Raw genomic sequence first — 23,899 nt, 5'->3', positions numbered from 1 at the left:
GGCGACGGGCAGCGGGGCCGTACGCGAAGGTGGGGCGGGAGAGGGGTCAGGCGGCGACGGTCGTGCGGCCGCGCACCTGCAGGACGGTCAGCAGGCCGACGACGACGGTGACGGCGCCGGTGATCCAGGCGGTCCACGCCGAGGCGGAATCGCCGTCGAAGCCGAACGCCCAGGGGGAGACGAACAGCAGGGCGCCGAACGCCGCGGTCACCCAGGAACTGGCGCCGCCCGCGCCCAGGATGGACCACAGGGCGGAGACGACGAGCAGTGCGCCGAGAACGAGCAGCGGCTGCGTGGCCGCCTGGGCGTCGGCCCAGAAGAACGGCGCGAGCACCGCGACCAGCCCGGCGACGAGGGCGACGATGTCGGACAACGATCTCGTGAGATCCATCCGTGCCTCCGTACGGGAGAGGTGACCTATGACCTTGACGGTCTGCCTGATTGACCGGCCGGTCAACAATCCGCTACGTCAGGATTTCCTAACCCTGAGTCACCTTGTCCGGAACGCGGCACGATATCCCGGGCGGTGAACGGCGGTGGCCGCCGGCGCCGGGGTGGTCCCGGCACCGGCGGCCACGGTGAAGCGGATGGTCAGCGCCTGCCGCCGACCTTCACGGTCTCCTTGTTGTAGTTCTTGCCGTTGCCGTCCGGCTTGTAGTTCTTCTCGACGTTGCCCGCGAGGTCCATGGCGAACCAGTGCACCTCGGTGGTCTTGTCGATCGAGATCTTCGCGGCGCCCTCGCGCATGCCCGAAGAGGTCAGCTTGGGCGAGCTCAGCGTCGGCCGGCTGCCGTCGAGGGTGTAGTAGACGTTCGCCGGCTCGTCCACGTTGAAGGTGAACGTGGTCGAGGTGTCGGTCGTGTCGGTCACCACGAGCGTCGAGTCGGGCCGCTGCTTGTCCTTGTCGTAGGCGCGGGCGACCTCGAGGATGCCGATCTGGCCGTTGGAGAACTCCATCGCCTCCTCGTGGCCCTCCTCGAACGGAGGCTGGAAGCCGACCGCGCGGTACTGCTTGGTCGCCGGGTCGTAGACGTCCGCGCCGACCTCGAAGTCCCAGCCGATGATGCCCTTGTTGTACCAGAACTCGTCGGCGCTGTTACCGGCCGCCGAGTACAGCACGTCGATCACCGGGCCGGTGCGTCCCGGCCAGATGGCGGTGCCGCGCCAGCCCTGGACGGCGGACAGGATGTGGTTGGAGGCGTTCCAGAAGTACTCCTCCGTGCCGAGGTCCGTCCGCGGCAGCGTCTCCCGTCCGGCGGTCTTGTACGCCCCCGGAGGCCACATGAAGTAGCCGCCGTAGGAGTGGGTGTTCATCGCGAACTTGATGTTCGGGAACTTCTCCGCGAGCCACACCTCGTTGCGCGTCTCCGGCTCCGACAGCTCCGACGGTCCGGCGAAGGTGTCGCTGGTGCAGCTGGTCGAGCCGCCGGTGTATCCGTCGCGGACGCTTCCCACCGAGAAGTTGCGGTTGAGGTCGACGCCCCAGGAGTTGCGCCGCCCCGGGTCCGCCGCGTCGGCGGCGCAGTAGTTGACCATGTTCCTGCGCTGCATGTTGTAGTCGTACATCGAGTAGTGGGCGCCGTCGGGGTTGATCGTCGGCACGACGAAGATGTCGAGATCGTCCACCAGCTTCCTGGTGTCCGCGTCCTGCGCGTAGTTGCGCAGCAGCCGCTCGGCGGTCTCCACACAGGTGATCGGGGTCACCCACTCGCGGGCGTGCTCCTGACAGTAGAGGAACACGCCGGTCTTCGAGCCGTTCCGGCTCTTGCCGATGCGCAGCGCCTTCATCTGGAACGGCTGACGCGAGACGCTCGCCGGCGCCTTCAGGTTGTCGGTCAGCTTGGTCGCCGCGGCCGCCGTCACCACACCGGTGCCCGTGCTGGTCCGGTAGAGGGCGGCGGTCAGCAGTGCAGAAGCCGCGGAGTTGCCGTTCAGCGCGGCGACGACCTGGGAGGCCGTGCTGGTGACCGCGCCGGAGGCGTCCGTGGCCAGGTTGACCACGACGTCCTTGCCGTTGACGGCGACGGAGAGCGGGGCGGAGGCGGTGCCGGGGTTCACCAGCGCGACGCTGACGTCGTTGCCGCCCTCGCTGCCGTACGCCTTGGACGTCACGTAGAACGTGCTCGCCAGCGCGCTCCCCGACCCCGTGCCGAACTGCGCCTGCGCCTGGCGGCGGTAGCCGTTCGTCTTGTACGGGAGGTCGATGATCTCCGAGATCTTCGGGAACTCCTTGGACAGCGACACGATCCGGTTGGTGACCTCGGTGGGGTCCATGTAGTGGTCGACGAAGTCCTGCACGTAGTGCTTGCTCGGCGCCTTGCGCGGCTCGCCCAGCCACTTCGTCACCGGCACGGTGATCGAGCCGCCCCGGTTGCTGGTGATGGTGACCCGGGTGGGGACCGCCGTGATCGGCAGCGGCGCGTTGAACCGGTGGTACATGTACTGTCCGGCGTCGGTGAAGCGGGACATGGTCGCCGTGCCGCCGGAGTCGGGGGCGGTGCCGGGGCCGCTGTCCCAGGTGGCGGTGAGGACGGTCTGGGCGTCCGTCGCGCTCGTCTTCACCTCCACCGACAGGAAACGCTGGTTGTCGAGGCTGGTGAACCACTCGGCGCGCAGCGGGGTCAGCGTGTCGGTCGCCGACGCGTCGGCGGACGCGGCGGCGAGGGCCTGGCGCCGCTCGGCCAGGTTCGCGGCGTAGTCGCTCTGGTCGGAGATGGCGTCGCGGACGTCGAAGCCCTGGTCGCGCAGGCTCTGCGCCTCGTCGGGGCTGAGCACGGCGTGCACCTCGATGCCGCCGTCGACGGGCTTGGTGTACTCGGCCAGGTCGACGCCCAGGGCCTCCAGCTTGTCCACGCCCGACTGGTCGGCGACGACGACGCGCATCAGCGCGACGCCGTTCTGCGCGGTGCTGGACGCCCGGTCGGGGGGGACCGGATCGGGGGAGAGATCGGCGAGTGCCGGGAGGGCGTTCAGGGTGATCGCCAGGGGGAGTGCGAGTGCGGCGGCGTAGCGTCGCGCCCTGCGGGGAGAGCTCCTCATCGAGTTTCCTCCATCTGGCGTGCCTTCCGGGGAGGGGGGTCAGCCCGGAGCGGATCACGCGAGGTCGAGGGAAGTCTTTGCCACCTCGAAAAAGTCGTCAAGGCGCACGAACCTGTCAAATATGGGATTTTTCCGCAATGAGATGACTTGGTGCTCAATTGGGTATTTAGCGCCTCTTGTCATGTGGGACCGATATGAGTAGCGGTCCGGGGTGGCGGTCCTTCGTCACCGCATCAGCACGAGGCGTACGGCCTCGGCGACGGGCACGCCTCCGCCGATGAGTTCGAGGACGCGATGCCGCGTCTCCGGAGCGTCGATCAGCGCGGCGATCACGGCGGCGACGTCGTCGCGCGGCACCGCTCCGGGGGGAAGCGGCGGGTCGGCCAGCGTCACCAGGCCGGTCCCCGGCCCGTCGGTGAGCCGTCCCGGCCGCAGGATCGTCCAGTCGAGCGGGCGGGCGCGCAGGTCCTCCTCGGCCGCCGTCTTCGCGGTGATGTAGGCCGCCCAGACCTCGTCGCGCCCCGGCGCGGGCGGCGATCCCGCGCCCATCGAGGAGATCTGGATGAAGCGGGACACCCCGGCCCGCTCGGCCGCGTCGGCGAGCAGCACCGAGGCCCCCTGGTCCACGGTGAACTTGCGCGCGGCGCCGCTGCCGGGTCCCGCCCCCGCCGCGAAGACGACGGCGCCGGCTCCCAGCAGGATCTCGGCGACCTCCTCCGGCGTGGTCCGCTCCAGGTCGCACAGCACCGCCTCGGCGCCGGCCGCCTCCACGTCCGCGACCTGATCCGGGTTGCGGATCAGCCCCGCCGGCGCGTCGCCCCGCCCGCTCAGCAGGCGTGCCAGCCGAAGGGCGACCTTCCCGTGTCCGCCCGCGATCACCACGCGCATGCGCCACCTCCGCGCCGATCCTGCCACGACCCACCCCGCCGGCCCGGGCAGGCCGCGCCGTCACTTGCCCGTCTTCGCTGGTCATTGGTTACCTCTTGTGATAGTCATGTCACTACAAGTAATCAGCAAAGTGTCTGTGGAGATGTCATGCTCATGGGCGTACTCGCGGTCGCGGCGGCCGTCGGGCTGGTGGCCGTGGCGGCCCTTCTGTTCCGCGTGCTGGGCCGGGGCACCGACGATCGCGATCCCGGCGGCGCGTCCGCCGGTCACGCCGGATCGATGCTCTCCTCGCTGTTCCTGCTCGTGTTCGCCATCGCGATCGTCGTGCCGTGGACCTCGGCCGACTCGGCGCGGCAGAACACCTACGCGGAGACCCAGGCTCTCGTGGAGGCCTACTGGGCCGCCGCGCCGCTGCCCGCCCCCGACGCCGCCCAGGTGCGCGAGGGACTGCGCGAGTACGCGAACTACGTCGTCGAGGACGAGTGGCCGCAGATGGCGGCAGGACATCTCGGCACCGAGGGGACGGCGCGGCTGGAGGCGCTGCGCGCCCGCGTGACCGAACTGCCGGTCACGACCGACGAGGCGCGCGACGCCAGGGACGCCGTGCTGGAACGGATGGCGGACCTGTTCGCCGCCCGCCGGCAGCGCGCCGCCGACGCGGGTACCGTGCCGCCTCCCGGCGTCATGCTGCTGACGGTCCTCACGGGCGTCCTCGTCGTCGTCTTCCCGTTCCTGGCCGGGGCCCGGCCCCGGGGGCTCACGCTCGTGCCGGTGATGGCGATGGCGGTCCTGCTCGGCGTCGGCGTCTATCTCGCCTGGAACATCTCCCGCCCCTTCAGCGGTGGCCTTGCGGTCAAGCCCGACGCGTTCGTGAGTGCCCTGCACGAGTTCCAGCGGATCCCCGAGGGCCGCTGAATGGGCAGGACCGCGGGCCCGCGCGTGGCCGTCGCGCTCGTCTGCGCGTGTGCCGCGATGACCTGTGCCGCGCTGATGTGGGCCACGTCGGCGGCCGCGTCTCCCGCGCCGGTGCGGGCGGCCGCCGCCGCGTCCCGCACGGCCGACGATCCGGACGGACCGGGCCTGCGGGTCGGCGTCTGCCTCGACGTGGACGTGATCGTCGACTTGCACGCCGAGGTCGGCATCGGAGGGCCCGCCTGCGCTGCGCCGACATTTGTGCCGCCGCCCGTGCCGCCGCCCCCGCCCTCTCCGGAGCCTCCGGCGCCGGCTCCCGAGAAGCCCGCACCGGCGCCCCGGCACTCCCCGCATCGGGTGGTGGCCGCGCCCCGGCCGTCCGCGGGGCCGCCCGCGGCGGCGCCGTCCCCCCGCCCTCGCGCGACGCCGCGACCTACCCCGTCGCCGTCGAGGTCGCCGGTCGCCCGCGTGCCGGCCATGCGCGCGATCTCGCCCGTACGGCACCGCAACCCCCTGGGGACGCTCACGGTCGTCGTGATCCTGTCGGTGGCGATCGCCGCCGCCGGTGCCGCCGCTTTCCGCCGGTAGAAGAAGACGGGCGGCGGCATCGGAGCGCCGACACGGCTCTCATCGCCGGACCGCGCCGGGAGGGGGATCGACGAGTGCGGCGGCGAACACCCACGGCGAGGTCTGGGCGATGAAGTCGCCGGGAAATCCGAGGGTGAACTCGGTGGCATCCTCCAGGCGCGTGCGCATCTCCGGGGGAAGGGTGAGGCCGGCGGCGGCGAGATTGTCCCGGAGCTGATCGGCGGAACGCGCCTCGACGATCGGGTGGACGGCGGGAGAGCGGCTCATCGTCCACGCGATCGCGACCTGTGCCGGAGCCGCGCCGAGCTCGTCGGCGGCCTCCTGCACGGCCCGGGCCACGGCGTGGTCGCGGGCCGAGAGCGACTCGGCCTTCAGCCGTCCTGCGGGCACGGCCCCATCCGGGCGGGTGTACTTGCCGGACAGCACCCCGCCGCCGAGCGGGCTCCACGCCGTGACGCCGAGCCCGAGGGACTCGGCCATGGGCAGCAGCTCCCGTTCGACGTCGCGTTGCAGCAGGCTGTACGGCACCTGCAGGCCGATGAAGGGACTCCAGCCACGCCATTCGGCGAGGGTGTTGGCGCGGGCCACGACCCAGGCGGGGGCGTCGGAGATCCCCACGTACAGCACCTTGCCGGCCTGGACGGCGTCGTCCAGCGCGCGCATGGTCTCCTCGATCGGCGTGTCACGGTCCCACATGTGCACCCAGTAGAGGTCGACGTAGTCTGTGCGCAGCCGGCGCAGGCTGGTCTCCAGGGAGGCACGGAGGTTCTTTCTGTGGTTCCCCGCGGCGTTCGGGTCGGAGCGGTCGCGGGAGACGGTGTACTTCGTGCCGAGGACGAACGACTCGCGCCGTCCCGCCAGCAGCTCGCCGAGGATCTCCTCGCTGGCTCCGTCGCGGTAGTTGACGGCCGTGTCGATCATGTTGCCGCCGGCCTCGGCGTACAGGTCGAGCATCCGGCGACACTCCGCCGGCGGCGCGCCGACCCCGCCCTGCTCCCCGAAGGTCATCGCGCCCAGGACCAGTTCGGACACCCGCAGACCGCTCGTGCCCAAGGTGCGGTACCTCATGCCGTGGCCGATCCGCCGAGCACATCGGCGACCACCAGATGGATGGCTGAAAGCGTCATAGGCGCCACCATACATCGTGTATGGACACTATGTCTGTACTGAATGTCCGTACAACACGTCGGTATCCTGAGGGGTATGCCTTCGAAGCCCGGCGCACAGCACGCGCGTAGATCGGCCGCGGAGCCGGCGTCCACCGGGTTGCGGGAGCGGATCCTCTCCGCGACCCGCGAGCTGCTGCGGGAGCGCCGCTTCGACGCCCTCAGCGTCGCCGACATCCTCACCGCCGCGGAGGTCTCCCGGGCGAGCTTCTACTTCTACTTCCCGAGCAAGCAGGCCGTGCTCGGCGAGCTGGTGCGCGACGCCGTGACCCAGGGACAGCAGGCCGCGCGCCCGTGGGTCGAGGGGCTTCAGATCGACGGGTCGCAGGATCCCGTCGCCGCGCTGCGTGCGGGGGTACGGGACGGCGCCCGGCTGTGGCGCGACAACGCGGGCGTTCTCATGGCGATCGTGGAGAACCAGGGCTCGGACGACGGGCTGCGAGCCCTCTGGCTGGAACAGATGGACCTGTTCACCGACGCCGCCGCGGCCCGTATCGAGTCCGACCCGCAGGCTCGGGAGCGGCTCGGGGACATGAGCGTGCGCGCCGTCGCCGCGTCGCTGACCTGGATGGGCGAACGGCTGTATTACCTGGCGGCGGCCGGTGTCCCCCCGTTCGACGACGAGGAGGTTCTCGTCGACGTCCTCACCAACGCCTGGACATCGATCCTCTACGGCCGGCCGGTGGAGTGTCCGAAAGACCCCGCGGACTGATCACCGGCCCTAAGTCACAGCGGAGCCGGCGCGGCGCCCAAGGGAGGCACCGGCTCCGCGCGCTCTCGTTCAGGACCGGTTCGCCCGGGCCACGACCTCCTCGCTCGTCAGCGGGCTGCTCGGGTGGTGGCTCAGGCACAGCGGCGTACGGACCTTCGTGAACGACCCGCCCTCGAACGCCGCGTAGAACTGGCCGGACCGCAGCCGCGACACGTCGGGGACGTCGCCGCCCTTGGCCCTGGCCAGCTCCCGCGCCGCCGTGATCTGAGCCGGCGCGTTGAGCAGGCCGAAGAACTGGGTGGCGGCGTTGCCTGTGATCCGGTTGTGCAGGCCCTTCGGCGCCTGGGTGGCGAACACCAGGCCGAGGCCGTACTTGCGGGCCTGGGCGGCGAGGGCGAGCGTGCTCTGGGTGCACACGGTCGCCGTCCCCGACGGCGCGAACGTCTGGGCCTCGTCCATGACGAACAGCCCGCCGAGCGGCCGGTCTCCGGCGGGATGCCGCTTGATCCAGGAGAACAGCGCCATCTGGAGCTGGTTGACGAAGCCCTGCCGCTGCGCGTCGGACGCCATGCCGGTGAGGCTGATCACCGACACGCGGGCCCGCTTCCCCTCCGGGGGCGTCAGCAGGACGCCCGGATCGACGGGCGTCCCGGTCCCGGCGAACAGGGGATCGCTGATCGTCTCCGCCCTCAGGTGCTGGGCCATCTCGGTGGCGAGCCTGGCCGCGCCCTCCAGACTGCTCACGCCGTCCGGCAGGTCGTCGAGCAGGGCGATCAGGCCGGCCAAGCCCGTGCCGCCGCGCCGTCCGTAGTGGGCGACGGCCTCGCGCAGCACCGCCTGCCCGAGATGGGCCCTGGCCGTCTTGGTCTCCAGCTTCGCCCGGGGCACGAGCGCGGCGAGGGCGGCGTCCACCGCCTCGCCGAACTCGTCCGGGTCGTCGGCGACGCTGCCGAAGTCGGGCAGCGGCTGGAAGCTCAGCGGGCGTCCCGACTCCTTGCGCGGCGTCCAGACGACCACGTCGGTGTTCGCCAGGTAGTCGTCGGCCCTGGCCGCGTCGCCCTCGCCCCACTCCGCGGGTGGCTCCGGCCACCGGTCGCCGAGCCGCGCGAGGTCGTTGTTGGCGTCGAGGACGATCGCCGAGACCCCCTGGAGGGCGCACTCCTCCACGAGACGGCGGATCAGCACCGTCTTGCCGGAGCCGGAGCCGGCGAAGATCGCGGTGTGCTTGCGCAGGGTCTCCAGCGGGATCCGTACCGGCCGGTCGTCCGAGGTCGCCGCCCCGATCGTCAGGTACGGAGGCGCCGGGGCCTCGTCCGAAGGGGCCTCGTCCGACGGGTGCGGCCTGCGCGGCTGAGGAACGGGCGGCGTCTCCGTCGCCGACCCCTCCGCGGACGGCGCCTCGACCGGCATCTCCACGGCCGCAGATGCCTCGGGGGAGGGCAACGGTGGCCAGACCTGCAGATCGGGAACGGCCGGGCCGAGACCCAGGCCGCCGGAAAACGCGACGCCCGTACCGACCGGTTCCGGCACACCGCCGGAGGCCGGCGAAGGCGCGGTCCCGGAGGCCGGTAGCGGCGCAGCGTCGGTGTCGGGGGCAGGGGAAGGCGCAGCGTCGGAGGCCGGGGAAGGCGTGTCAACGGGGGCCGGGGACGGCGCGCCGGCCACCGGGAGCGGCGCGAGCCGCGGCACGACCTGCCGTTGGAGCAGGTGCCGGTCGGGATTGGCGGTGCGCCGGGGGCGGTCCGGCGACCGGGTCGCCTTGGAGGACCTGCTCCCGGCATCGGACACGCGTGGAACGGCCGCGTCGCTCAGCGCCTCGGCGAACAGCTTCACCTCGCTCGTCGGCTTGCGGGAGACGAGCCATGCCTGGAGGTCCGCCGGGTTTTCGACCAGCAGGGTGCGAAGCGCCGAGAAGATCCTCAGGTCGTCCTCCTCGACCTGGAGGACACGGCCGCCCGCCTGCTCGAAGGCGGCCAGGGTCTCCTGGGTGACCGGTCCCTTGGCCCAGCTCTGGTTCCTGAGCACGAACAGCTTGCGCGCGGGTATCCGCTCGTCGAGCCCGGCCGCCGTGGACGCGGCCTTCAGCCGGTTGAGCGCGGCGATGTGATGGGACGCGGAGATGGCCCGGAAGCACCAGTGGGCCTCGTTCTCCGTCGCCTCGTCCAGGGTCCGCCGCAGGCGGGCGTGGAGGGGCGGCTTCGTGCTCGGGGGCGGGTCCTGGGTGAACAGGCGCCCGTCATCGCCCTGCTCGGCGATCCAGGCGGACAGCCCGGCCGACAGCAGTCCCGGCATCACGGCGTCCTCCGTGATCGGGTCCAGCGCCTCCACCACGTCCGCCCGCTGCCGCAACTCCGCGAACCGCCTGTCGAGCGCGCTGAAGTCGGGTTCCTGCTTCTGCGGCGGAGGGACGCGATCGACCTTGCGTGACTCGGAGCCGGTCAGCCGTTCCAGCTCCGTGACCTGCCCGCTCGCCAGGCACGACCGCACATGCGTGTCGATCCGGATGAGCAACTGGCGAGGGGTGTACTGGTACGCCTCCTCGAACGCCTCCGGCTTCACCGGCCACGTCGGATAAGGCGGCGTGAACCCCACCGTCCCGTACTGCGCACTGAACCGCTTCTCGATCAGCGCGATGCCGGTTTGCGTGTCTGGAATGGTGTGGAGCGGAGTGGTCACCCGGAAGCGGTCCTGGACAGTGTCGATGGCCCTCGTCTCGATGAGGGTCCACGTTGTCGGAAGGCACGAGAGCACGGTCAGCGTGCGCCGGGTCACCTCACGAAGGTTCATCAGGCCGCCCGCGATCCGTTCGAGAATCAGCGCCTGCTGCCAGGACTCCTTGAGTTCTTCCGTCAACGAGATGGACGACTGCGCGAGCAGCACGTCGATCTGGTCCACGGCGATGACGGAAGGCCCGGTCAGCGCCACCAGGCGGGACAGGTCCCTGACGATCTCCTGTGGAGACTTCGCGATCGTGGTGAAACCCCAGCCTGCCCGCTCACCAGGCTCTCCTTCCGCCGCGCATGCCAGATATGCATCCCCGGCGTCCTGAGCGGCCAGATCGCTGGACGCGCGCAGGGCGAGCGCCCTCGCGACGTCCTGGGCGTCGCGGCCGACGTGCCGGTCGTATCGGCGAAGAGCGTGCACGAAGACGTCCAGGTCCTGCCGGGAGAGCGGTGCCTCGCCGATCAGCGACTGGCGCGTCTCCTCCGGCACCTCGGCCAGCAGGCAGAGCCGCCAGAGCAGTTCCTTGAGCTGGGTCCCCGATCCCGGTATCGGCCGCGAAAGGCTGTCCAGCATGGAGAGCAGCACGCTCTCCCAGAAGCTCCTGGCGTCGAGCAGGCTTACCAGGAAGAAGTAGCCGTCCTCCTCGTGCACCTTCTGACGGACCCAGCCGAGGAGGTGCGTCTTGCCCGCGCCTCGCTGTCCCTGGATCACGAGGCCGATGGGACTCGCGTCGGAGCTCTCCTCGGCCTCGATGAAGCCGTCGAGGATGGCCCGTGCGGTCTGCCGATGCAGAGCACCGACGTGGAACGGCAGCGGTCGCCAGACATCGTCCGGGACCTTCGCGTAGTTGAACCGCAGCGCCGCCAGAGCGTCCAGTTCCTTGCCTGCCATCATGCTCCGATCAGAATGCGGTGCTTGGGCTGGTCGCCGATGATCACCGCGGCGTCGCGATCCTCCTGAGACAGGCTCTTCTGGCTCTCCCAGGGAACGAGACGCACGTCGGGCAGGGCGATCATCCGGCGGAGGGTGGCGTCGACCTCGGCCCTGGGGGCGTCGCCGAGCAGCGGACGCAGCCGGGTCAGGCTGACCCAGGCGTTCGGCTTGTCGGCGAGCTGCGCGTACGCCTTGCGGATCATCGTCTCGACGTCCTCGGACGGGCGCGCGGGCTCTCTCGCAACCGACGTCTCCAGGATCGCGATCGGTGCTGCCGCCACCTCAGCGGCGGACGGCCGGTCAACCGGTGCCGCGGTGGTCGCCGGGGGGAGGTCCTCCTCCCGCCCGAAGATCTCGGCGAGACGGCTGTCAGTTCGCTCCATGTACCGCTGAAGGCCGGAGACCAGGGCCCGGACAACCGCTTCGAGTGCCCGTGCCGCGAGACGGCTGGACCTGGGGACGCCCTCGCGGAAGATCTCGGCCGCTCTGGCCCAGCCGTCGTCCGTCAACGCGTGCGTGAACGCCTGCCCTCTCTTCCCAACCTCGATCAACTTGAGCTGGTGCAGGTGCTGGCGTTCGGTCTTGCTGATCTCCAGGCCGAACTGCTTATCAAGCTCGGGGTTCGTAAATTCGCGGGCCTCGGCCATGAGCAGCAAGAGGATGGCGGTCTCACGTTGAGAGAGGGCGTTGTCAGGCATGGAGTGACCCTTCGAGCGTTCCATGATGGCACTGGTGGAGGAAGCGCTCCAACTCGGCGAGCACGGTGCCGAGGCGTTCCAGCACCTGCTCGTTCGTGAAGCGGCGGACGGCGTAGCCGTCCCGGCGGAGGCGCAGGTCGCGCTGTCTGTCCGCGGCGAGGCGGAGCGGCCTGAGATGCTCGGGCCCGTCGATCTCGATCACGCATCGCTCGGCGCGCCAGAGCAGGTCGACGCGGATCGGGTTGCTGAGCGGCCCTGAGGCGTGAAGCTGGTTCCACTCGCGGCCCGCCGCCCAGGCGCACGGCGACAGGGCCGCCTCCAATCGCCGCTCGGCGGCGCTGGCCGGGTGCGGCACTCCGGCGAGAGGCGGAAAGGTGAGCGCCGGCAGCGGGGATTCCTCGGCGCCGCCGGGCTCGATGTCGCGGACGAGCGCCGCCACCTCGTCGGGGATCGGGGCGGCCACGGTCTCGATCCGGTCGACAAAGCGCGGCGGCGGCCCGGTGAGCCAGACGCCGAACCCGCCGTGGTGGGCCAGCCATTCGCACGCCGCGACCAGCACCTCCTCCGCGGACGGGCAGAGCTCGTACGGCATCCGCACGAGGATCGCGGCCTCCGGCCGCCGGTAGCCCGCGCGGAGCACCCGGGCCAGCCCGGCGGCACGGATCTCGGGCGGGAAGGTTCCCCGGGCCTCACCCCGCAGGGCGCGTTCCGCCAGATGCGCGAGGAAGGGCGCGAAGTGCCTGGTGGCGGAGCCCGTACGCAGGGCGAGGGCACGAACGGCGGGGACGGCCGCGCCGCCGGATCCGGTGATGCCGTCCGCCTCGGGCAGCCAGGCGGGGAACATCGCCAGCGCGGCGGCCTCCAGTTCCCCCAGCACGTCGGCGACCACGTCCGCGGGGGTCCCGGCAGAGCGGGGGACGTAGGTGACCAGCGCAGGCGCGTCATCGGGCAGGGGCTCGAGCGCCAGCGCGACGGCATCCGGGTCGCCGTGCAGGCGCACGTCCCCGCCAGCGTGCAGGTGCACGACCCGGCCCGTGGGAAGTTCCCGCCACGAGCGTGCCACGCCGTTCCCGCCTGTCGTTGAAGATCCAACAATCTCGACCCGGCAGAGGGTATCGGGCAGTGGCAGGACCGTGCACGAAATCCGGAATTTCCGGTTCGTAGCCTACGGTCGGTCGCCGATCTCGTCGGTCCAGCCCGAGGCTTCGTACACGGTCTTCTCGCCCTTGCGCGCGCCCGGGTAGACGGTGCGCCCGGCGCGCCTTTCCCCTCTGTCCGGGCCGTTGTACTCCTCCGCGAGCAGGCGCGCCCCCGACTCGTCGACGATCAGGCGGTTCGCACCGTCGGCGGAGACGACCGCGGCGCCGGGACGGCCGATCGGGTCGGTCACGCCCCGCTCCAGCCTCAGACCCGGTTGGTCGGCGAGGATCCGCAGCATCGCGGCCCGGGTCGCCGGAGTGGTCGGGGAGGAGAGCATCAGTCGCGTCATCCAGAACGTGAAGTCCACGTTCGGCTCGTCGCGCCGGTGGGCCGCGAGCCAGCGGCGCAGGCCCTCGACCTCCCGGGGCAGCCGCCAGAGGTCGTCCTGGGACAGGTCCTCGCCGCCGATGTTCAACTGCAGCTTCATCCTGAAGTCCTGCGTCCTGGGCGTGGGCTTCGCCCTCCGGGCGCCCTCGCCCGCGCCGACCTCGATGTCCGGGCCGGTCGTCATGCGGCCCCTGCCGGTGGCGCCGTCGTACCAGGTCTCGGTGGTGGAGACGAGGATCCGGCCCGACGGCCGCGGCTCGTAGGTCCGCTGCCGGCTGTACCAGAAGCGGCCCGCCTTCCCGTCCGCACGGGCGGCGTTGTCCGCGCCCGCCAGGAGGAACGACCGTGCGTCGAGCGTCACGAGGGGCGTCGCGCGGCTCGGCGGCGCGGAGGCGACGCGGCTCCCCGCCGGCTCCTCCGCCTTGTGGGACACCGCGACACCGGCCACGACGGCCGGGACCGCCACCACGGCGAACCCGGCCGCCGCCGCACCCGCGAGCACCAGCCGGGCCCGTACGGACGAGGGCCGGCGGGCGGGAAGGTCGGCGAAGATTCGGGCGAGGTCGGCCTCGCGGCGGCGGTGGTAGGTCTCGTCGAGAAGATCGTCGGGCCGCAGGGCACGGATCAGTTCGTCGGTGTTCATCGCATCTGCTCCTGGAGGATCGCCTGAGGGGGATTGAGCATGTCCGCCAGACGCCGGCGGGCGCGGTGGAGACGGACGGCGAACGTGCGCGCCGAGCATCCGACGACCTTCGCCGCCTCGGCGGGGCCGAGGCCGTACCAGCTCGTGAGGATCAGGGCCTCAGCGTCGGCACCGGAAAGGCGGGTGAGGGCGTCGAGCGCCGCCTGCCGTTCGCTGATCTGGTCGGCCACGTCCCCTTCCGGAGACAGCGTGGTCAGCCGCAGCCGCCGCATGTCGAGGTGGCGTTGCTTGCGCAGCAGGTTGCGGGCGACGGCGAGGAGCCACGGCAGGGGGTGCTCCGGCACCTGGGCGAACCGTCGCCAGGCGATCAGGAACGTCTCGCTCGCGATGTCCTCGGCCGACTGCCGTTCGGCGCGGAGCAGCGCGTACCCGAGCACGTTCCGGTAATGCCGGTCGTACAGCTCGGTGAAGCGTTCTTCGGGGTCATCCATACCCAGTAGTTCCACTTCGGGGCCCCCGATTACAGGGCCCCCCGGAAATCTCGCGGACTACGCCGTCTCGGATCTGATCAGGCGGAGGAACGCCTTGATGCCCGAGAGGACCTCCTGGTTGTCGGTGAGGCGGCTGAGGGAGTCCTCGAATTTCCTGCCCATCGCGTCGAGCCGGCGGTCGAGGTCGTCCGCGCGCGCCGTGGCCGCGTGGAACCCGGCGCGCGTCTCCGAGGTGAGGGCGTCGAGACGCTCGGCCAGTTCGGCGGCTTTGGCCTCGGACTCCTCGGCCCGCCCCTCCAGGGCTTTGACCCGCTCGACGAGCGTGACGACGTCCTCGCGCGGATACCGGACCTCCTCCAGCATCGTGGTCATGCGGTTGCGCAGGTGGGAGAACCAGGCCCCGGCGGGCCTGAAGAACGTGGCGATCAGGTAGAAGACGGCGAAGTAGTAGCCGACGGTCTCGCCGGAGAAGTAGGTGACGACCGCGAGCAGGGCGGCCGACAGCAGGTGGGTGGCGACGGCCGCCCCGCGCATGCGCACCGCGATGCGGCGGGCCTCCGCCTCACGCTCCGGCGAGACCTCCACCCCGCGCTCGCGGCTGATCCGTATCTCGTGGATCAGCGCGTGAGCCTGGAAGTACAGGTTCCACGGCACCGTCAGGAGCACGATCAGCCAGAGCAGGCACAGTGCTCCGAAGCCCAGTGAGACGACCACCGGCAGCGGCACGTTCACCACGTAGACCAGGACAATCCCCGCGATCGTGGACACGATCGCGAGAAAGACGATCCCGCTTCTGCTCACGGCCATCCTTTCCGCCGGCTGTTCGGACACGTCAGTGTCGCCGCCGGACCGGCGCGCGGGCATGAGCGGGATCACCCGGATCGACTGAGTACGTCCGCTCAGGAAGAAGGGGTGGCCCGGGACGCGGACCACCCCCGCTCACTACTTGAAGACGGGAACCCCGTCGCGGACGAGCTTCCAGTTCGCCTCGGCGAACGTCGCCGGGTCGATGGTGCCGGTCGCGGCGGCGTACTCGATCAGCGCCTGGCGGATCTCCACCTGGGCGTTGTAGACCACCGGGGCGGTCGAGACGTGCGGGAAGCCGCCGCCGCCCGACTGGCGGTAGTTGTTGATGGCCACGACGAACTGCTGGTCGGCGGTGACGGGCTTGCCCTGGTAGGACAGGCCGACGATGCGCTGGCCGACGGGCTTGGAGATGTCGATGTCGTACGTCACGCCGGAGAGCTGGTCGTAGTTGTAGTCGGGCGTGCCGCCGGCGTTGGTGAGCGTGGCGAGGTCGATCGGCGCGCCCGGGGCGACCTGGGCGAAGTACTTCGCCGAATACTCCAGGAAGTCCTTGATCTGGGTGCCGTTCAGCTTGATGCCGAGCAGCGTGTTGTCGTAGACGTACAGCCCGGCCATGTCGCGGACGCTGACCGGCCCGGCCGGGAACACGGCGGTGCGGCTGAACGGCGCGGCGATCGACAGCACGGGCAGCGAGGCGTCGGCGGTGCCGGCGATGGCCTTGCTGACGAGGTCGGTCTGGACCTTCTGGATGTAGTCGAGGATCGGCGTGTCCTTGTACGGCGACTCGGCCGCCGACAGCTCCTGGGTGGACTGCGCGATGACCTTGTTGACGTAGCCGACGGTCTTGTCGTGCTGCTCCTTCATGAGCGCGACGATCTTCGGGTCCTCGGCCACGGTGTTGGTGTTGAGCGTGGTGGACGACTTGCCGGTCACCGTCCACTTCCCGCGCTCCTTGGCGAGCGTGAAGTCGACGACGCTGAGGCGCTGGCCCCACTTGCTGGGCTCGGTCAGCAGCACCTGCTGCCCGGTGACCTTGTTGGTGACGAAGCGCTGCGGCACGTCGTTGTGCGCGTGGCCGAACAGGACGGCGTCGACGCCGGGCACCTGCTCGGCGACCATGGCGGCGGCGTTCTCCACCGGCAGGTCGGAGCCGTACGACGACAGGCCGTTGTCCCCGGCGTGGGCGGTGACCATGACCACGTCGGCGCCGAGGCCGCGGATGACCGGCACCCACTTCTTGGCGGTCTCGACGAGGTCGAGGAACCTCAGCTTGCCGTCGACGTTCGCCTTGTCCCAGATGGCGACGCCGGGGTTGGTGAGGCCGAGCACGCCCACCTTGATCGGCTTTTCGCCCTTCACCTTCATGGTCTTGATGACGAACGGCTGGTAGGCCGGCAGGCCGGTCTTCGCGGAGACGGCGTTCGCGCCGAGGACCGGTGCCTTCATCTGCTTGACCCACGCGCCGAGCAGCGGCAGGCCGTAGTTGAACTCGTGGTTGCCCAGCGTCACGGCGTCGTACCCGATGGCGTTCATGGCCTTCGCCATGGGGTGGACCTCGCCGGTCGAGGTGATCGGCTCGACCTTGGCGTAGTAGTAGTCCAGCGGCGTGCCCTGGAGGGTGTCACCGGAGTCGAACAGCAGGGTGTGGTCGGCGCCGCGGTCGGCCCTGATCTTCGACACCATCGTCGAGATCTTCGCCAGGCCCACGTCGTTGTGCGCGCTGTCGTCGTACTCCGCGTTCTTGTAGTAGTCCCAGTTGAGCGCGTTTCCGTGGATGTCGGAGCTGGCCATGACGGTGATCTTGACCGTGTGGCTCGGGGCCGCTGTGGCGGGGGTGCCGGGCAGGAGGAGACCGAGGGCCACGACGCCGGCGCCCGCGGTCAACCTGATCGCTGAACTCATGCTGCGTGACGATAGTGATTGCCAATTACCAAGTGGTCACGAAGTCCTTAACCGGACATGTCGCTACAAGGTGACACGCTTGTCACCCACGGGGAGTTGTGCCGTGGGTAGGACCATCAAGATGGCGGACAAACTCGAGACCTACCGGGCCAAGCGCGACGCGACGCGCACCAGCGAGCCGATCCCCGACGAAGGGCCGCTACCGCGAGGTGAGGACGACACGTTCGTCATCCAGGAGCACCACGCCCGGTCCCTGCACTGGGACCTGCGCCTGGAGCGGGGCGGGGTGCTGGTCTCCTGGGCGATTCCCAAGGGCCTCCCGCCCGACCCCGCGACCAACCACCTCGCCGTCCACACCGAGGACCACCCCATGGAGTACGCCCGGTTCGAGGGCGAGATTCCCAAGGGCGAGTACGGCGGCGGCACGATGACGATCTGGGACCGCGGCCACTACGCGACCGAGAAGTGGAGCGACCGCGAGGTGAAGATCGTGCTGAGCGGCTCCCGGGTCGCCGGCCGCTACGTGCTGTTCCAGACCCGCGGCCGCAACTGGATGATCCACCGGATGGACCCGCCCAGCAGGCAGTGGGAGCCCCCGTCCGCCTCGCTCGTGCCGATGACGCCGGTGACCCGCGCCCGCGTGCCGCGCGACCCCGAGGCGTACGCCTGGGAGTTCTGGTGGGGCGGGGCGCGGGCGCTCGCGTACGTGGAGGGGGGCAGGCTCACCCTGCGCGACGCGGGCGGCGCGGACGTCACCGGGGAGCACCGCTGGTTGCGCCCGCTGGCCGAGTCGTTCGGCAGCAGGGCGGTCGTGCTCGACGGCGAGGTCGTCACGTTCGCGGGCACCGCCGTCTACGTCGCCTACGACCTGCTGTACGACGACGGCCGGTCGTTGCTGGACGAGCCGTTCGAGCGCCGCCGTACGGGCCTGGAGGACCTGGCGGTGAACGGGCCGCGCTGGCAGACGGCGCCGTCCTGGCCCGGCGAGGTGGACGCGGTGCGGCGAACGGCGGCCGAGCAGGGCCTGCCCGGCGTGGTGGGCAAGCGCCTCGACTCCGCGTACGCGCCGGGGGAGGAGTCCGCCGCCTGGGTGCGGCTGCCCGGGAAGGCAACAGGGTAAGGCCGCAGGGTAAGGCTGGTGGCGGGGGGTAGGGAGAACGAGGGGGAGGTGTCGAGATGTCCGAGCAGCACCACCCGGTCACCGGCGAGCACAAGTACGAGCAGGAGATCGCCTCCGCGGAGGAGCACGAGGAGCGCCCGGGACGCAGCCTGATCACGACCGACCACGAGGTGATCAGGCGGTGGGCCGAGGAGCGGGACGCCAGACCCGCCACCGTCCCCGGCACCGAGCACGAGGGCCGTCCTGGCGTCCTCCGGTTCGACTTCCAGGGCTACGGCGGCGAAGACCTGCAGGAGATCTCCTGGGACGAGTGGTTCACGACGTTCGAGGAGCGCAAGCTCAACTTCATCTACCAGGAGCACCGCAAGGACGGCAGCCCGAGCAACTTCTTCCGGCTGGAGAACCCCGAGCGCGAGGACGCCTGAGCCCCTTTCGCCTAGGCTTTCTCGCCGTCCCGGGTTCTCTCGCCGTCGCGTGCGGCGGTGCTCGCCGACCGGAGCAGGCCGAGTTCGGCGGCGTAGTCCTCCAGCTTGGTCCGCAGCTGGCGGCGTCCCCGGTGCAGCCGCGACATGACCGTGCCGATGGGGACGTCCATGATCTGCGCGATCTCCTTGTAGGCGAAGCCCTCCACGTCGGCGAGGTAGACCGCCAGCCGGAAGTCCTCGGGCAGCTCCTGCAGCGCCTGCTTCACCCGGGAGTCGGGCAGCCCCTCCAGGGCCTCCACCTCGGCCGACTTGAGCCCCGACGAGGTGTGCGAGGCCGCCTCGGCGAGCTGCCAGTCCTCCACGTCCTCGGTCGCGGACCGCTGCGGCTGACGCTGCTGCCTGCGGTAGGTGTTGATGTAGGTGTTGGTCAGGATGCGGTACAGCCAGGCCCGCAGGTTCGTTCCCTCGCGGAACTGGTGGAAGTTGCTGAAGGCCCGCATGTAGACGTCCTGCACCAGGTCTTCGGCGTCGGCGGGGTTGCGGGCGAGCCGTAGGGCGCCGGCGTAGATCTGGTCGATGTACGGCAGCGCGTCCCGCTCGAACCGCAGCCGCCGTCGTTCGACCGCCGTGTCGTCGACGATCGTCATATCCCCACCTCCTTGAGAGCCTGCCTCTATCAGTTACGACCGCTTTGTCTGGTCCGGTCGCACGGTCCGCCTACCCCTCGTCTCCCTTTCAACACGGCTCCCGCGTCTGTTTTCGGCTACCGTGCCCGTTCCCGCGACCTGACCGAATGTCCGAGCCACCCGGGGGTACGCGAAGACGGAGAGGCAGCAGCCCGAGGAGGATGCCATGCCCAAGGACAACGCGGGGCCGGAGCACCTGATCCCTGACCGGCTGCCGCCGCTGGCGCAGTCACCCGACGTGGAGCCCTGTGCGGACCTGGACGGCGGCGCGTCGGGCGACTGGCACGCCCCCGGCGCCGACTCGCCCGACGACGTCGAGGAACCCGCCGACGAATGACCCGCACCGGATGACCCGCGCCTGCTGACGCCGGGGGGCGGCGTTCAGGCGGCGTCGCGGCGACCGGCCGGCGGGACCGTACCGCCGGGAGCGGGGCCACCGGGGGCAGGGCCGCCCGACGAGGGTCCGCCGGGGGCGGGGCCTCCGGGGGTGCGGTCTCCGGGAGGGGGCGGGGCGAGGTCGGCGCCGCGCGGCGTCCGGTACGGCTCGCGCGCCCGCAGGTCCACCGTCTGGATGGTCCGGCTGATGTCGGTGGGAGTGACCAGGCCGACGAGGTGGCCGTCGTCGTCGAGCACCACGGCCCGGCCGTCCGCGCCGCCGCTCATCCGCTGGAGCAACTCCGTGAGCTGGTCGCCGGGGCGCGCCGCGGGCACGTCCGACGGCGGGCAGGCGATGTCCCGCAGCCTGGTGATCGGGCGGTCCTCGGCCGGCACGCGCCGGACGCGGCCCAGCGTCACCAGTCCCACGAACCGGCCGTCGTCGTCCAGCAGCGGATAGGTGGACAGGTGGTGGCGCAGCACGAGCCGGTCGACCAGCCCGGCCACGGTCTCGTCGGGATGGGCGACGACCGGGTCGCGCGACATCACCTCACCCACCGTGATCCCGTGCAGGGCGGCGTCGATCTGCGTCTGCTGCTCCTCCGCGGTGGCCGCGTTCACCAGGAACAGGCCGATCAGGGCCAGCCAGAACCCCTGGAGTCCGAGGCCGGAGACGAGGTTGAGGAAGCCGAGCGCGATCAGGACGTAGCCGAAGACCCGGCCGGCCCGGGCGGCGGCCACGGCGGCCCGCAGGCGGTCGTGCCAGCGGGCCCACAGGAAGGCGCGCAGCACCCGGCCGCCGTCCAGCGGCGCGGCGGGCACCAGGTTGAACACGGCCAGCAGCACGTTCACCGCGGCCAGGTAGCCGAACATCCCGCTGACCAGCGGCGGCGCGCCGATGGCCGCGATCCCCCAGGACACGAGGGCGAAGACGCCGCCGAGCACGACGCTGGTCAGCGGCCCCACCCCGGCGATCTTGAGATCGGCGCCGGGGGAGCGCGGCTCCCCGCGCAGTTCCGCCACCCCGCCCAGCAGCCAGAGCGTGATGCCGTTGACCTCCAGCCCGTGCCGCTTGGCGACGATCGCGTGAGCAAGTTCGTGCGCGAGCAGCGAGGCCAGGAAGAGCAGGGCCGACACCACCGCGGCCAGCACGTACGCCGCCGTCGGCAGGCCGGGGAAGGCGATGGGGAAGCGCCCGAAGGCCAGCCCGATCACCAGGATCACGACGATCACGAGGACGCTGATGTTGAGCCCGACCGGGACCCCGCCCACGCGGCCGAGACTTATCGACGATCGCATCCTGCCACCCCCTCGGCCCTCCGCTGTGACTGCCCTACCCACAAAGGCGCAGGTCACGCGGCGACCGTGGGCCTCGTCAGGGAGGTCTGCAGCCGTCGGGGGACACTTCGATCATCTGCCATCGCCCAGGGTGGGGAGCGACCGCCGCCGCCTGCCGGGACTCGCTGTCCCGTGCGGCGTCATCTCGTCCAGCACCCGGGGCTCCACGACACGCTCGTGTTACCGGAATAGGTCGCCCGAGTGGTGTCGGCGATCTGGGTGTGTCCGTCGGAGTACTTGTAGATCAGCTTGACCTGGTACGTCTGCACGATCTGGGAGATCAGCGCGGAACGGTTCGGGCCGGTGGTCATCCAGTACGGGCAGAGGGACTGCAGGTCGCGGGGATACCACTCCCCATGGGACTGCTCGATGACGTGGTCCCTCGCGGCGGCGTTGTACTCGGTGCCCAGCCCGTTCGCCCAGGGGTTGAACGCCACGTCGCTGCTGGGATAGTGGCACACCTGGTAATTGCCCTTATCGAAGTCGGGACTCTCCCTGCCGGCGGCCACTCCCCAGGTCTCCGTGCCGCTGCAGGGCTCGTAGTAGCGCACAGAGCCGGTGGGGATCACCTCCACCGAGATCGACGGCTCGTCGGCCCTGGCGGCGGTCGGCATGCAGACCAGTGCCGCGGTGATCGCCGCTGCCGCGGCGCCCGCATAGGCACGCGCCGCCGGAGGGCGGTTGAAACTGAAGCCCATCTGGTCGTCCTTTCCTCTTGGGTGTCATCGAAGGAGCAGGTTTGAGACCGGCTCCCGTGGGAGCGCTGTTCTCAGCGCCTGGACGACAGTAAGGAAAGCGACTTAGAACGCGCTGAAGCGGAATTCCAACGACATGAGATCGACCTAATCCTGACTTGGCCTTCGATCTTCCGACGCCGTCCGGCGGCCTCTCAGCGGTCCAGCGACGGGCCGTGCGCGGCGGCGGCCGCGGACCTCGCCAGGTATGTCCGCGGCCGCCGCAGGGGGGATCACCTCAGGTAGATGTTCGGCCTGGCGGGCGTCGCCATGCCGTCCCCCAGGAAGAAGCCCGTGTGGGGTGGCTGGTTGTAGGCGGTGTTCTGCCAGGCGACCGCCACCCGGTATGTCGGGTCGTGCATCAGCGTGTAGATCTGCCGGCTCGCCGCCGTGGTCGTGCTGTAGATCCGCAGGGCGGTGTTGTCACTCGTCGGCCAGACGACCTCCTCGCGCCAGTCGCCGAACAGGTCGGCGGACAGGGACGGGGTGGACTTGGTGCCGTTGTTGGAGTGCACGCCGCTCGCCGTCAGCAGCCTCGTGTCGCCGCTGGTGCCGTACTTGTCGATGTGGGTGCCGTCGAGCAGTTCGCGGACCGGGTCGGCGTCCCACCACGCGAGGAAGTTCGCCGAGCCCGGCTTGCGCCCGACGTTCTGCCCCTTGCTGTTGAAGACACCGCTGACGGCGGACGACCACGACTCGGCGCCCGGGCTGCCTGCCCAGACGTCGTCGGAGACGCCGCGCCCGTTGTCGCAGCCGCAGGAGGCGTTGCTCCAGATGATCGAGCCGGTGCGGGCGTCGGCCATCCACGCCGCGGGCTTGCTGGTGTCCTCGTCCACCTTGAACACCTCGAGTCCGGCGCGCGACGGGTCGAGGTCGCCGACGTGCAGCGCGTCGCCGTGCCCGTTGCCGGTGTTCCACAGCGGGGAGCCGTTGTCGTTGATCGCCATCGCGCCGAAGACGATCTCGTCCTTGCCGTCGGCGTCCACGTCGGCCACGGCGAGGTTGTGGTTGCCCTGGCCGGCGTACTGGCTGCCGGCGGAGTTGGAGTCGAACTTCCACCGCTCGACCAGGGAGCCGTTGCGGAAGTCCCACGCCGCGACGACCGTACGGGTGTAGTAGCCGCGCGACATGATCAGGCTGGGCCGCTGGCCGTCGAGGTAGGCGGTGGCGGCGAGGAACCGGTCCACACGATTGCCGTACGAGTCGCCCCAGGAGGAGACCGTCCCGCGCGGCGGGTCGTAGTTGACCGTGGACATGGCCGCGCCGGTACGGCCGTTGAACATGGTCAGGTATTCGGGGCCGGACAGGACGTAGCCGGAGGAGTTGCGGTAGTCCGCGGAGGCGTTGCCGATCGTCTTCCCGGTGCCGTCCTTGGTGCCGTCGGCGGTCTTCATCGCCACCTCGGCCCTGCCGTCGCCGTCGTAGTCGTACACCTGGAACTGCGTGTAGTGCGCGCCCGCGCGGATGTTGCGGCCGAGGTCGATCCGCCACATGCGGGTGCCGTTCAGCTTGTACGCGTCGACGAAGACATCGCCCGTGTAGCCGGACTGGGAGTTGTCCTTGGAGTTGGACGGGTCCCATTTCAGCACGAACTCGTACTGCCCGTCGCCGTCGAGGTCGCCCACGCCCGCGTCGTTGGCGCTGTAGGTGTAGGCCACCCCGTCGGGTGTGGTGCCGCCGGACGGCGGCTGGATGGGCACGTCGAGGTGGTCGCCGCCGGTGAAGCGCAGCGACGTCTCCGACGCCGCCTGCTCGGCGCCGTTCACCACGGCCCGCACCGTGTACGTGGCGTCGGCTGCGGCCCCCGAATCGAAGTAGTTCGTGGAGTTGGTGATCGGCGAGGAGTTCAGCTTCGTCGAGCCCCGGTAGACGTTGAATCCGGTGCCGATGCTCTCGGTGCCGAGCAGGCGCCAGGAGACGAGGTTGCCGCTGCCGGACCGCACGCTGACCAGGCCGCGGTCGAGATCCTCCATCTGCCGCGCGCCCGCGGGGATGCTCGTGGGACTCGCAGAGGGACTGGGCGTGGGGCTCACGGAGGGGCTGGGCGTGGGGCTCACGGAGGGGCTGGGCGTGGGGCTCACGGAGGGCGACCGGGTCGGGCTCGCGCTGGGACTCGCGCTGGGACTCGCGCTGGGACTCGCGCTGGGACTCGCGCTGGGACTCGCGCTGGGACTCGCGCTGGGACTCGCGC

Annotated in this window: 22 protein-coding genes; 7 read left to right on the top strand and 15 right to left on the bottom strand. The window is 70.7% G+C overall.

The annotated features are described in order from the left end of the window. Positions 1-46: 46 nt before the first annotated feature. The 3 genes from Msi02_RS30070 to Msi02_RS30060 all read right to left on the bottom strand — a co-directional run bounded on the left by Msi02_RS30070 (position 47) and on the right by Msi02_RS30060 (position 3,927). Entirely contained in the window at positions 47-391 is a 345-nt protein-coding gene (locus Msi02_RS30070) for an SPW repeat domain-containing protein (RefSeq protein WP_079315940.1), read from the bottom strand. 200 nt (positions 392-591) lie between these two features. Continuing rightward, positions 592-3,039: a M14 family zinc carboxypeptidase gene (locus Msi02_RS30065; RefSeq protein WP_204051355.1), complete on the bottom strand. Its 2,448-nt coding sequence runs from the start codon at positions 3,037-3,039 to the stop codon at positions 592-594. Positions 3,040-3,264: 225 nt separating this feature from the next. Further along, positions 3,265-3,927 carry an SDR family oxidoreductase gene (locus tag Msi02_RS30060; RefSeq protein ID WP_204051354.1) on the bottom strand — a complete coding sequence of 221 codons (663 nt, stop codon included), beginning with the start codon at positions 3,925-3,927 and terminating at the stop codon, positions 3,265-3,267. A gap of 147 nt (positions 3,928-4,074) precedes the next feature. On the opposite strand from Msi02_RS30060, the gene Msi02_RS30055 reads away from it, so the two are divergent. Continuing rightward, a complete protein-coding gene (locus Msi02_RS30055) occupies positions 4,075-4,842 on the top strand; it encodes a bestrophin-like domain (protein ID WP_204051353.1) in 768 nt (255 codons plus the stop codon). Beyond that, positions 4,843-5,427 (top strand): hypothetical protein, encoded by a 585-nt coding sequence (locus Msi02_RS30050; RefSeq protein WP_204051425.1) that lies wholly within the window; start codon positions 4,843-4,845, stop codon positions 5,425-5,427. 39 nt (positions 5,428-5,466) lie between these two features. Here Msi02_RS30050 and Msi02_RS30045 read toward each other — a convergent pair whose 3' ends face one another. Continuing rightward, positions 5,467-6,495, bottom strand: coding sequence for an aldo/keto reductase (locus Msi02_RS30045; protein ID WP_204051352.1), 1,029 nt, complete (start codon positions 6,493-6,495; stop codon positions 5,467-5,469). Between the two features lie 135 nt (positions 6,496-6,630). On the opposite strand from Msi02_RS30045, the gene Msi02_RS30040 reads away from it, so the two are divergent. Next, the gene (locus Msi02_RS30040) at positions 6,631-7,305 is read left to right on the top strand and encodes a TetR/AcrR family transcriptional regulator (protein WP_204051351.1); all 675 of its coding nucleotides are present in this window, start codon (positions 6,631-6,633) and stop codon (positions 7,303-7,305) included. A gap of 69 nt (positions 7,306-7,374) precedes the next feature. Here the strand turns inward: Msi02_RS30040 and Msi02_RS43525 are convergent, their stop codons facing one another. From Msi02_RS43525 to Msi02_RS30005, 7 genes are all read right to left on the bottom strand, one after another. Then, positions 7,375-10,923 (bottom strand): ATP-binding protein, encoded by a 3,549-nt coding sequence (locus tag Msi02_RS43525; protein WP_239108813.1) that lies wholly within the window; start codon positions 10,921-10,923, stop codon positions 7,375-7,377. After that, positions 10,920-11,660: a hypothetical protein gene (locus Msi02_RS30030; RefSeq protein WP_204051350.1), complete on the bottom strand. Its 741-nt coding sequence runs from the start codon at positions 11,658-11,660 to the stop codon at positions 10,920-10,922. The genes Msi02_RS43525 and Msi02_RS30030 overlap by 4 nt, the downstream gene beginning before the upstream one ends. Then, positions 11,653-12,723 carry a DUF559 domain-containing protein gene (locus Msi02_RS30025; RefSeq protein WP_204051349.1) on the bottom strand — a complete coding sequence of 357 codons (1,071 nt, stop codon included), beginning with the start codon at positions 12,721-12,723 and terminating at the stop codon, positions 11,653-11,655. The genes Msi02_RS30030 and Msi02_RS30025 overlap by 8 nt, the downstream gene beginning before the upstream one ends. Before the next feature lie 102 nt (positions 12,724-12,825). Beyond that, entirely contained in the window at positions 12,826-13,830 is a 1,005-nt protein-coding gene (locus Msi02_RS30020; protein ID WP_204051348.1) for a CU044_5270 family protein, read from the bottom strand. Next, complete coding sequence (locus tag Msi02_RS30015; RefSeq protein ID WP_204051347.1) at positions 13,827-14,321, bottom strand: RNA polymerase sigma factor; 495 nt, start codon at positions 14,319-14,321, stop codon at positions 13,827-13,829. The genes Msi02_RS30020 and Msi02_RS30015 overlap by 4 nt, the downstream gene beginning before the upstream one ends. A gap of 57 nt (positions 14,322-14,378) precedes the next feature. After that, the gene (locus Msi02_RS30010; RefSeq protein WP_204051346.1) at positions 14,379-15,122 is read right to left on the bottom strand and encodes a hypothetical protein; all 744 of its coding nucleotides are present in this window, start codon (positions 15,120-15,122) and stop codon (positions 14,379-14,381) included. A 141-nt stretch (positions 15,123-15,263) separates the two neighbouring features. Next, on the bottom strand, positions 15,264-17,030 hold the full coding sequence (locus Msi02_RS30005; protein ID WP_204051345.1) for a 5'-nucleotidase C-terminal domain-containing protein: 1,767 nt from the start codon (positions 17,028-17,030) through the stop codon (positions 15,264-15,266). A gap of 103 nt (positions 17,031-17,133) precedes the next feature. On the opposite strand from Msi02_RS30005, the gene Msi02_RS30000 reads away from it, so the two are divergent. Both Msi02_RS30000 and Msi02_RS29995 read left to right on the top strand, forming a co-directional pair. After that, complete coding sequence (locus Msi02_RS30000) at positions 17,134-18,150, top strand: DNA polymerase ligase N-terminal domain-containing protein (RefSeq protein ID WP_239108812.1); 1,017 nt, start codon at positions 17,134-17,136, stop codon at positions 18,148-18,150. 56 nt (positions 18,151-18,206) lie between these two features. Continuing rightward, positions 18,207-18,575, top strand: coding sequence for a hypothetical protein (locus tag Msi02_RS29995; protein WP_079315951.1), 369 nt, complete (start codon positions 18,207-18,209; stop codon positions 18,573-18,575). 11 nt (positions 18,576-18,586) lie between these two features. Here the strand turns inward: Msi02_RS29995 and Msi02_RS29990 are convergent, their stop codons facing one another. Continuing rightward, positions 18,587-19,222 (bottom strand): sigma-70 family RNA polymerase sigma factor, encoded by a 636-nt coding sequence (locus Msi02_RS29990; RefSeq protein WP_204051344.1) that lies wholly within the window; start codon positions 19,220-19,222, stop codon positions 18,587-18,589. A 205-nt stretch (positions 19,223-19,427) separates the two neighbouring features. Between Msi02_RS29990 and Msi02_RS29985 the strand changes: the two genes are divergently transcribed. Next, complete coding sequence (locus Msi02_RS29985) at positions 19,428-19,598, top strand: hypothetical protein (protein WP_204051343.1); 171 nt, start codon at positions 19,428-19,430, stop codon at positions 19,596-19,598. Between the two features lie 44 nt (positions 19,599-19,642). Here the strand turns inward: Msi02_RS29985 and Msi02_RS29980 are convergent, their stop codons facing one another. The 3 genes from Msi02_RS29980 to Msi02_RS29970 all read right to left on the bottom strand — a co-directional run bounded on the left by Msi02_RS29980 (position 19,643) and on the right by Msi02_RS29970 (position 23,681). Next, positions 19,643-20,935: a site-2 protease family protein gene (locus Msi02_RS29980; RefSeq protein WP_204051342.1), complete on the bottom strand. Its 1,293-nt coding sequence runs from the start codon at positions 20,933-20,935 to the stop codon at positions 19,643-19,645. A 179-nt stretch (positions 20,936-21,114) separates the two neighbouring features. Continuing rightward, the gene (locus Msi02_RS29975) at positions 21,115-21,672 is read right to left on the bottom strand and encodes a hypothetical protein (RefSeq protein WP_204051341.1); all 558 of its coding nucleotides are present in this window, start codon (positions 21,670-21,672) and stop codon (positions 21,115-21,117) included. A gap of 269 nt (positions 21,673-21,941) precedes the next feature. Further along, positions 21,942-23,681, bottom strand: coding sequence for a rhamnogalacturonan lyase (locus Msi02_RS29970; RefSeq protein ID WP_204051340.1), 1,740 nt, complete (start codon positions 23,679-23,681; stop codon positions 21,942-21,944). A gap of 25 nt (positions 23,682-23,706) precedes the next feature. On the opposite strand from Msi02_RS29970, the gene Msi02_RS29965 reads away from it, so the two are divergent. Next, positions 23,707-23,899, top strand: a 193-nt coding sequence (locus tag Msi02_RS29965; RefSeq protein ID WP_204051339.1) for a hypothetical protein, incomplete at its 3' end; no start/stop codon positions are given.

The organism is Microbispora siamensis (genome assembly GCF_016863095.1).
Classification (GTDB): Bacteria; Actinomycetota; Actinomycetes; order Streptosporangiales; family Streptosporangiaceae; genus Microbispora; species Microbispora siamensis.
This window is presented reverse-complemented; position numbering and strand designations above follow the sequence as displayed.

What these genes read in the sequence shown, in the direction of transcription:
- Msi02_RS30070 (WP_079315940.1), bottom strand. Translation starts at nt 391, where the DNA reads ATGGATCTCACGAGATCGTTGTCCGACATCGTCGCCCTCGTCGCCGGG.
- Msi02_RS30065 (WP_204051355.1), bottom strand. Translation starts at nt 3,039, where the DNA reads ATGAGGAGCTCTCCCCGCAGGGCGCGACGCTACGCCGCCGCACTCGCA.
- Msi02_RS30060 (WP_204051354.1), bottom strand. Translation starts at nt 3,927, where the DNA reads ATGCGCGTGGTGATCGCGGGCGGACACGGGAAGGTCGCCCTTCGGCTG.
- Msi02_RS30055 (WP_204051353.1), top strand. Translation starts at nt 4,075, where the DNA reads ATGCTCATGGGCGTACTCGCGGTCGCGGCGGCCGTCGGGCTGGTGGCC.
- Msi02_RS30050 (WP_204051425.1), top strand. Translation starts at nt 4,843, where the DNA reads ATGGGCAGGACCGCGGGCCCGCGCGTGGCCGTCGCGCTCGTCTGCGCG.
- Msi02_RS30045 (WP_204051352.1), bottom strand. Translation starts at nt 6,495, where the DNA reads ATGAGGTACCGCACCTTGGGCACGAGCGGTCTGCGGGTGTCCGAACTG.
- Msi02_RS30040 (WP_204051351.1), top strand. Translation starts at nt 6,631, where the DNA reads ATGCCTTCGAAGCCCGGCGCACAGCACGCGCGTAGATCGGCCGCGGAG.
- Msi02_RS43525 (WP_239108813.1), bottom strand. Translation starts at nt 10,923, where the DNA reads ATGATGGCAGGCAAGGAACTGGACGCTCTGGCGGCGCTGCGGTTCAAC.
- Msi02_RS30030 (WP_204051350.1), bottom strand. Translation starts at nt 11,660, where the DNA reads ATGCCTGACAACGCCCTCTCTCAACGTGAGACCGCCATCCTCTTGCTG.
- Msi02_RS30020 (WP_204051348.1), bottom strand. Translation starts at nt 13,830, where the DNA reads ATGAACACCGACGAACTGATCCGTGCCCTGCGGCCCGACGATCTTCTC.
- Msi02_RS30015 (WP_204051347.1), bottom strand. Translation starts at nt 14,321, where the DNA reads ATGGATGACCCCGAAGAACGCTTCACCGAGCTGTACGACCGGCATTAC.
- Msi02_RS30005 (WP_204051345.1), bottom strand. Translation starts at nt 17,030, where the DNA reads ATGAGTTCAGCGATCAGGTTGACCGCGGGCGCCGGCGTCGTGGCCCTC.
- Msi02_RS29995 (WP_079315951.1), top strand. Translation starts at nt 18,207, where the DNA reads ATGTCCGAGCAGCACCACCCGGTCACCGGCGAGCACAAGTACGAGCAG.
- Msi02_RS29990 (WP_204051344.1), bottom strand. Translation starts at nt 19,222, where the DNA reads ATGACGATCGTCGACGACACGGCGGTCGAACGACGGCGGCTGCGGTTC.
- Msi02_RS29985 (WP_204051343.1), top strand. Translation starts at nt 19,428, where the DNA reads ATGCCCAAGGACAACGCGGGGCCGGAGCACCTGATCCCTGACCGGCTG.
- Msi02_RS29980 (WP_204051342.1), bottom strand. Translation starts at nt 20,935, where the DNA reads ATGCGATCGTCGATAAGTCTCGGCCGCGTGGGCGGGGTCCCGGTCGGG.
- Msi02_RS29975 (WP_204051341.1), bottom strand. Translation starts at nt 21,672, where the DNA reads ATGGGCTTCAGTTTCAACCGCCCTCCGGCGGCGCGTGCCTATGCGGGC.
- Msi02_RS29970 (WP_204051340.1), bottom strand. Translation starts at nt 23,681, where the DNA reads ATGGAGGATCTCGACCGCGGCCTGGTCAGCGTGCGGTCCGGCAGCGGC.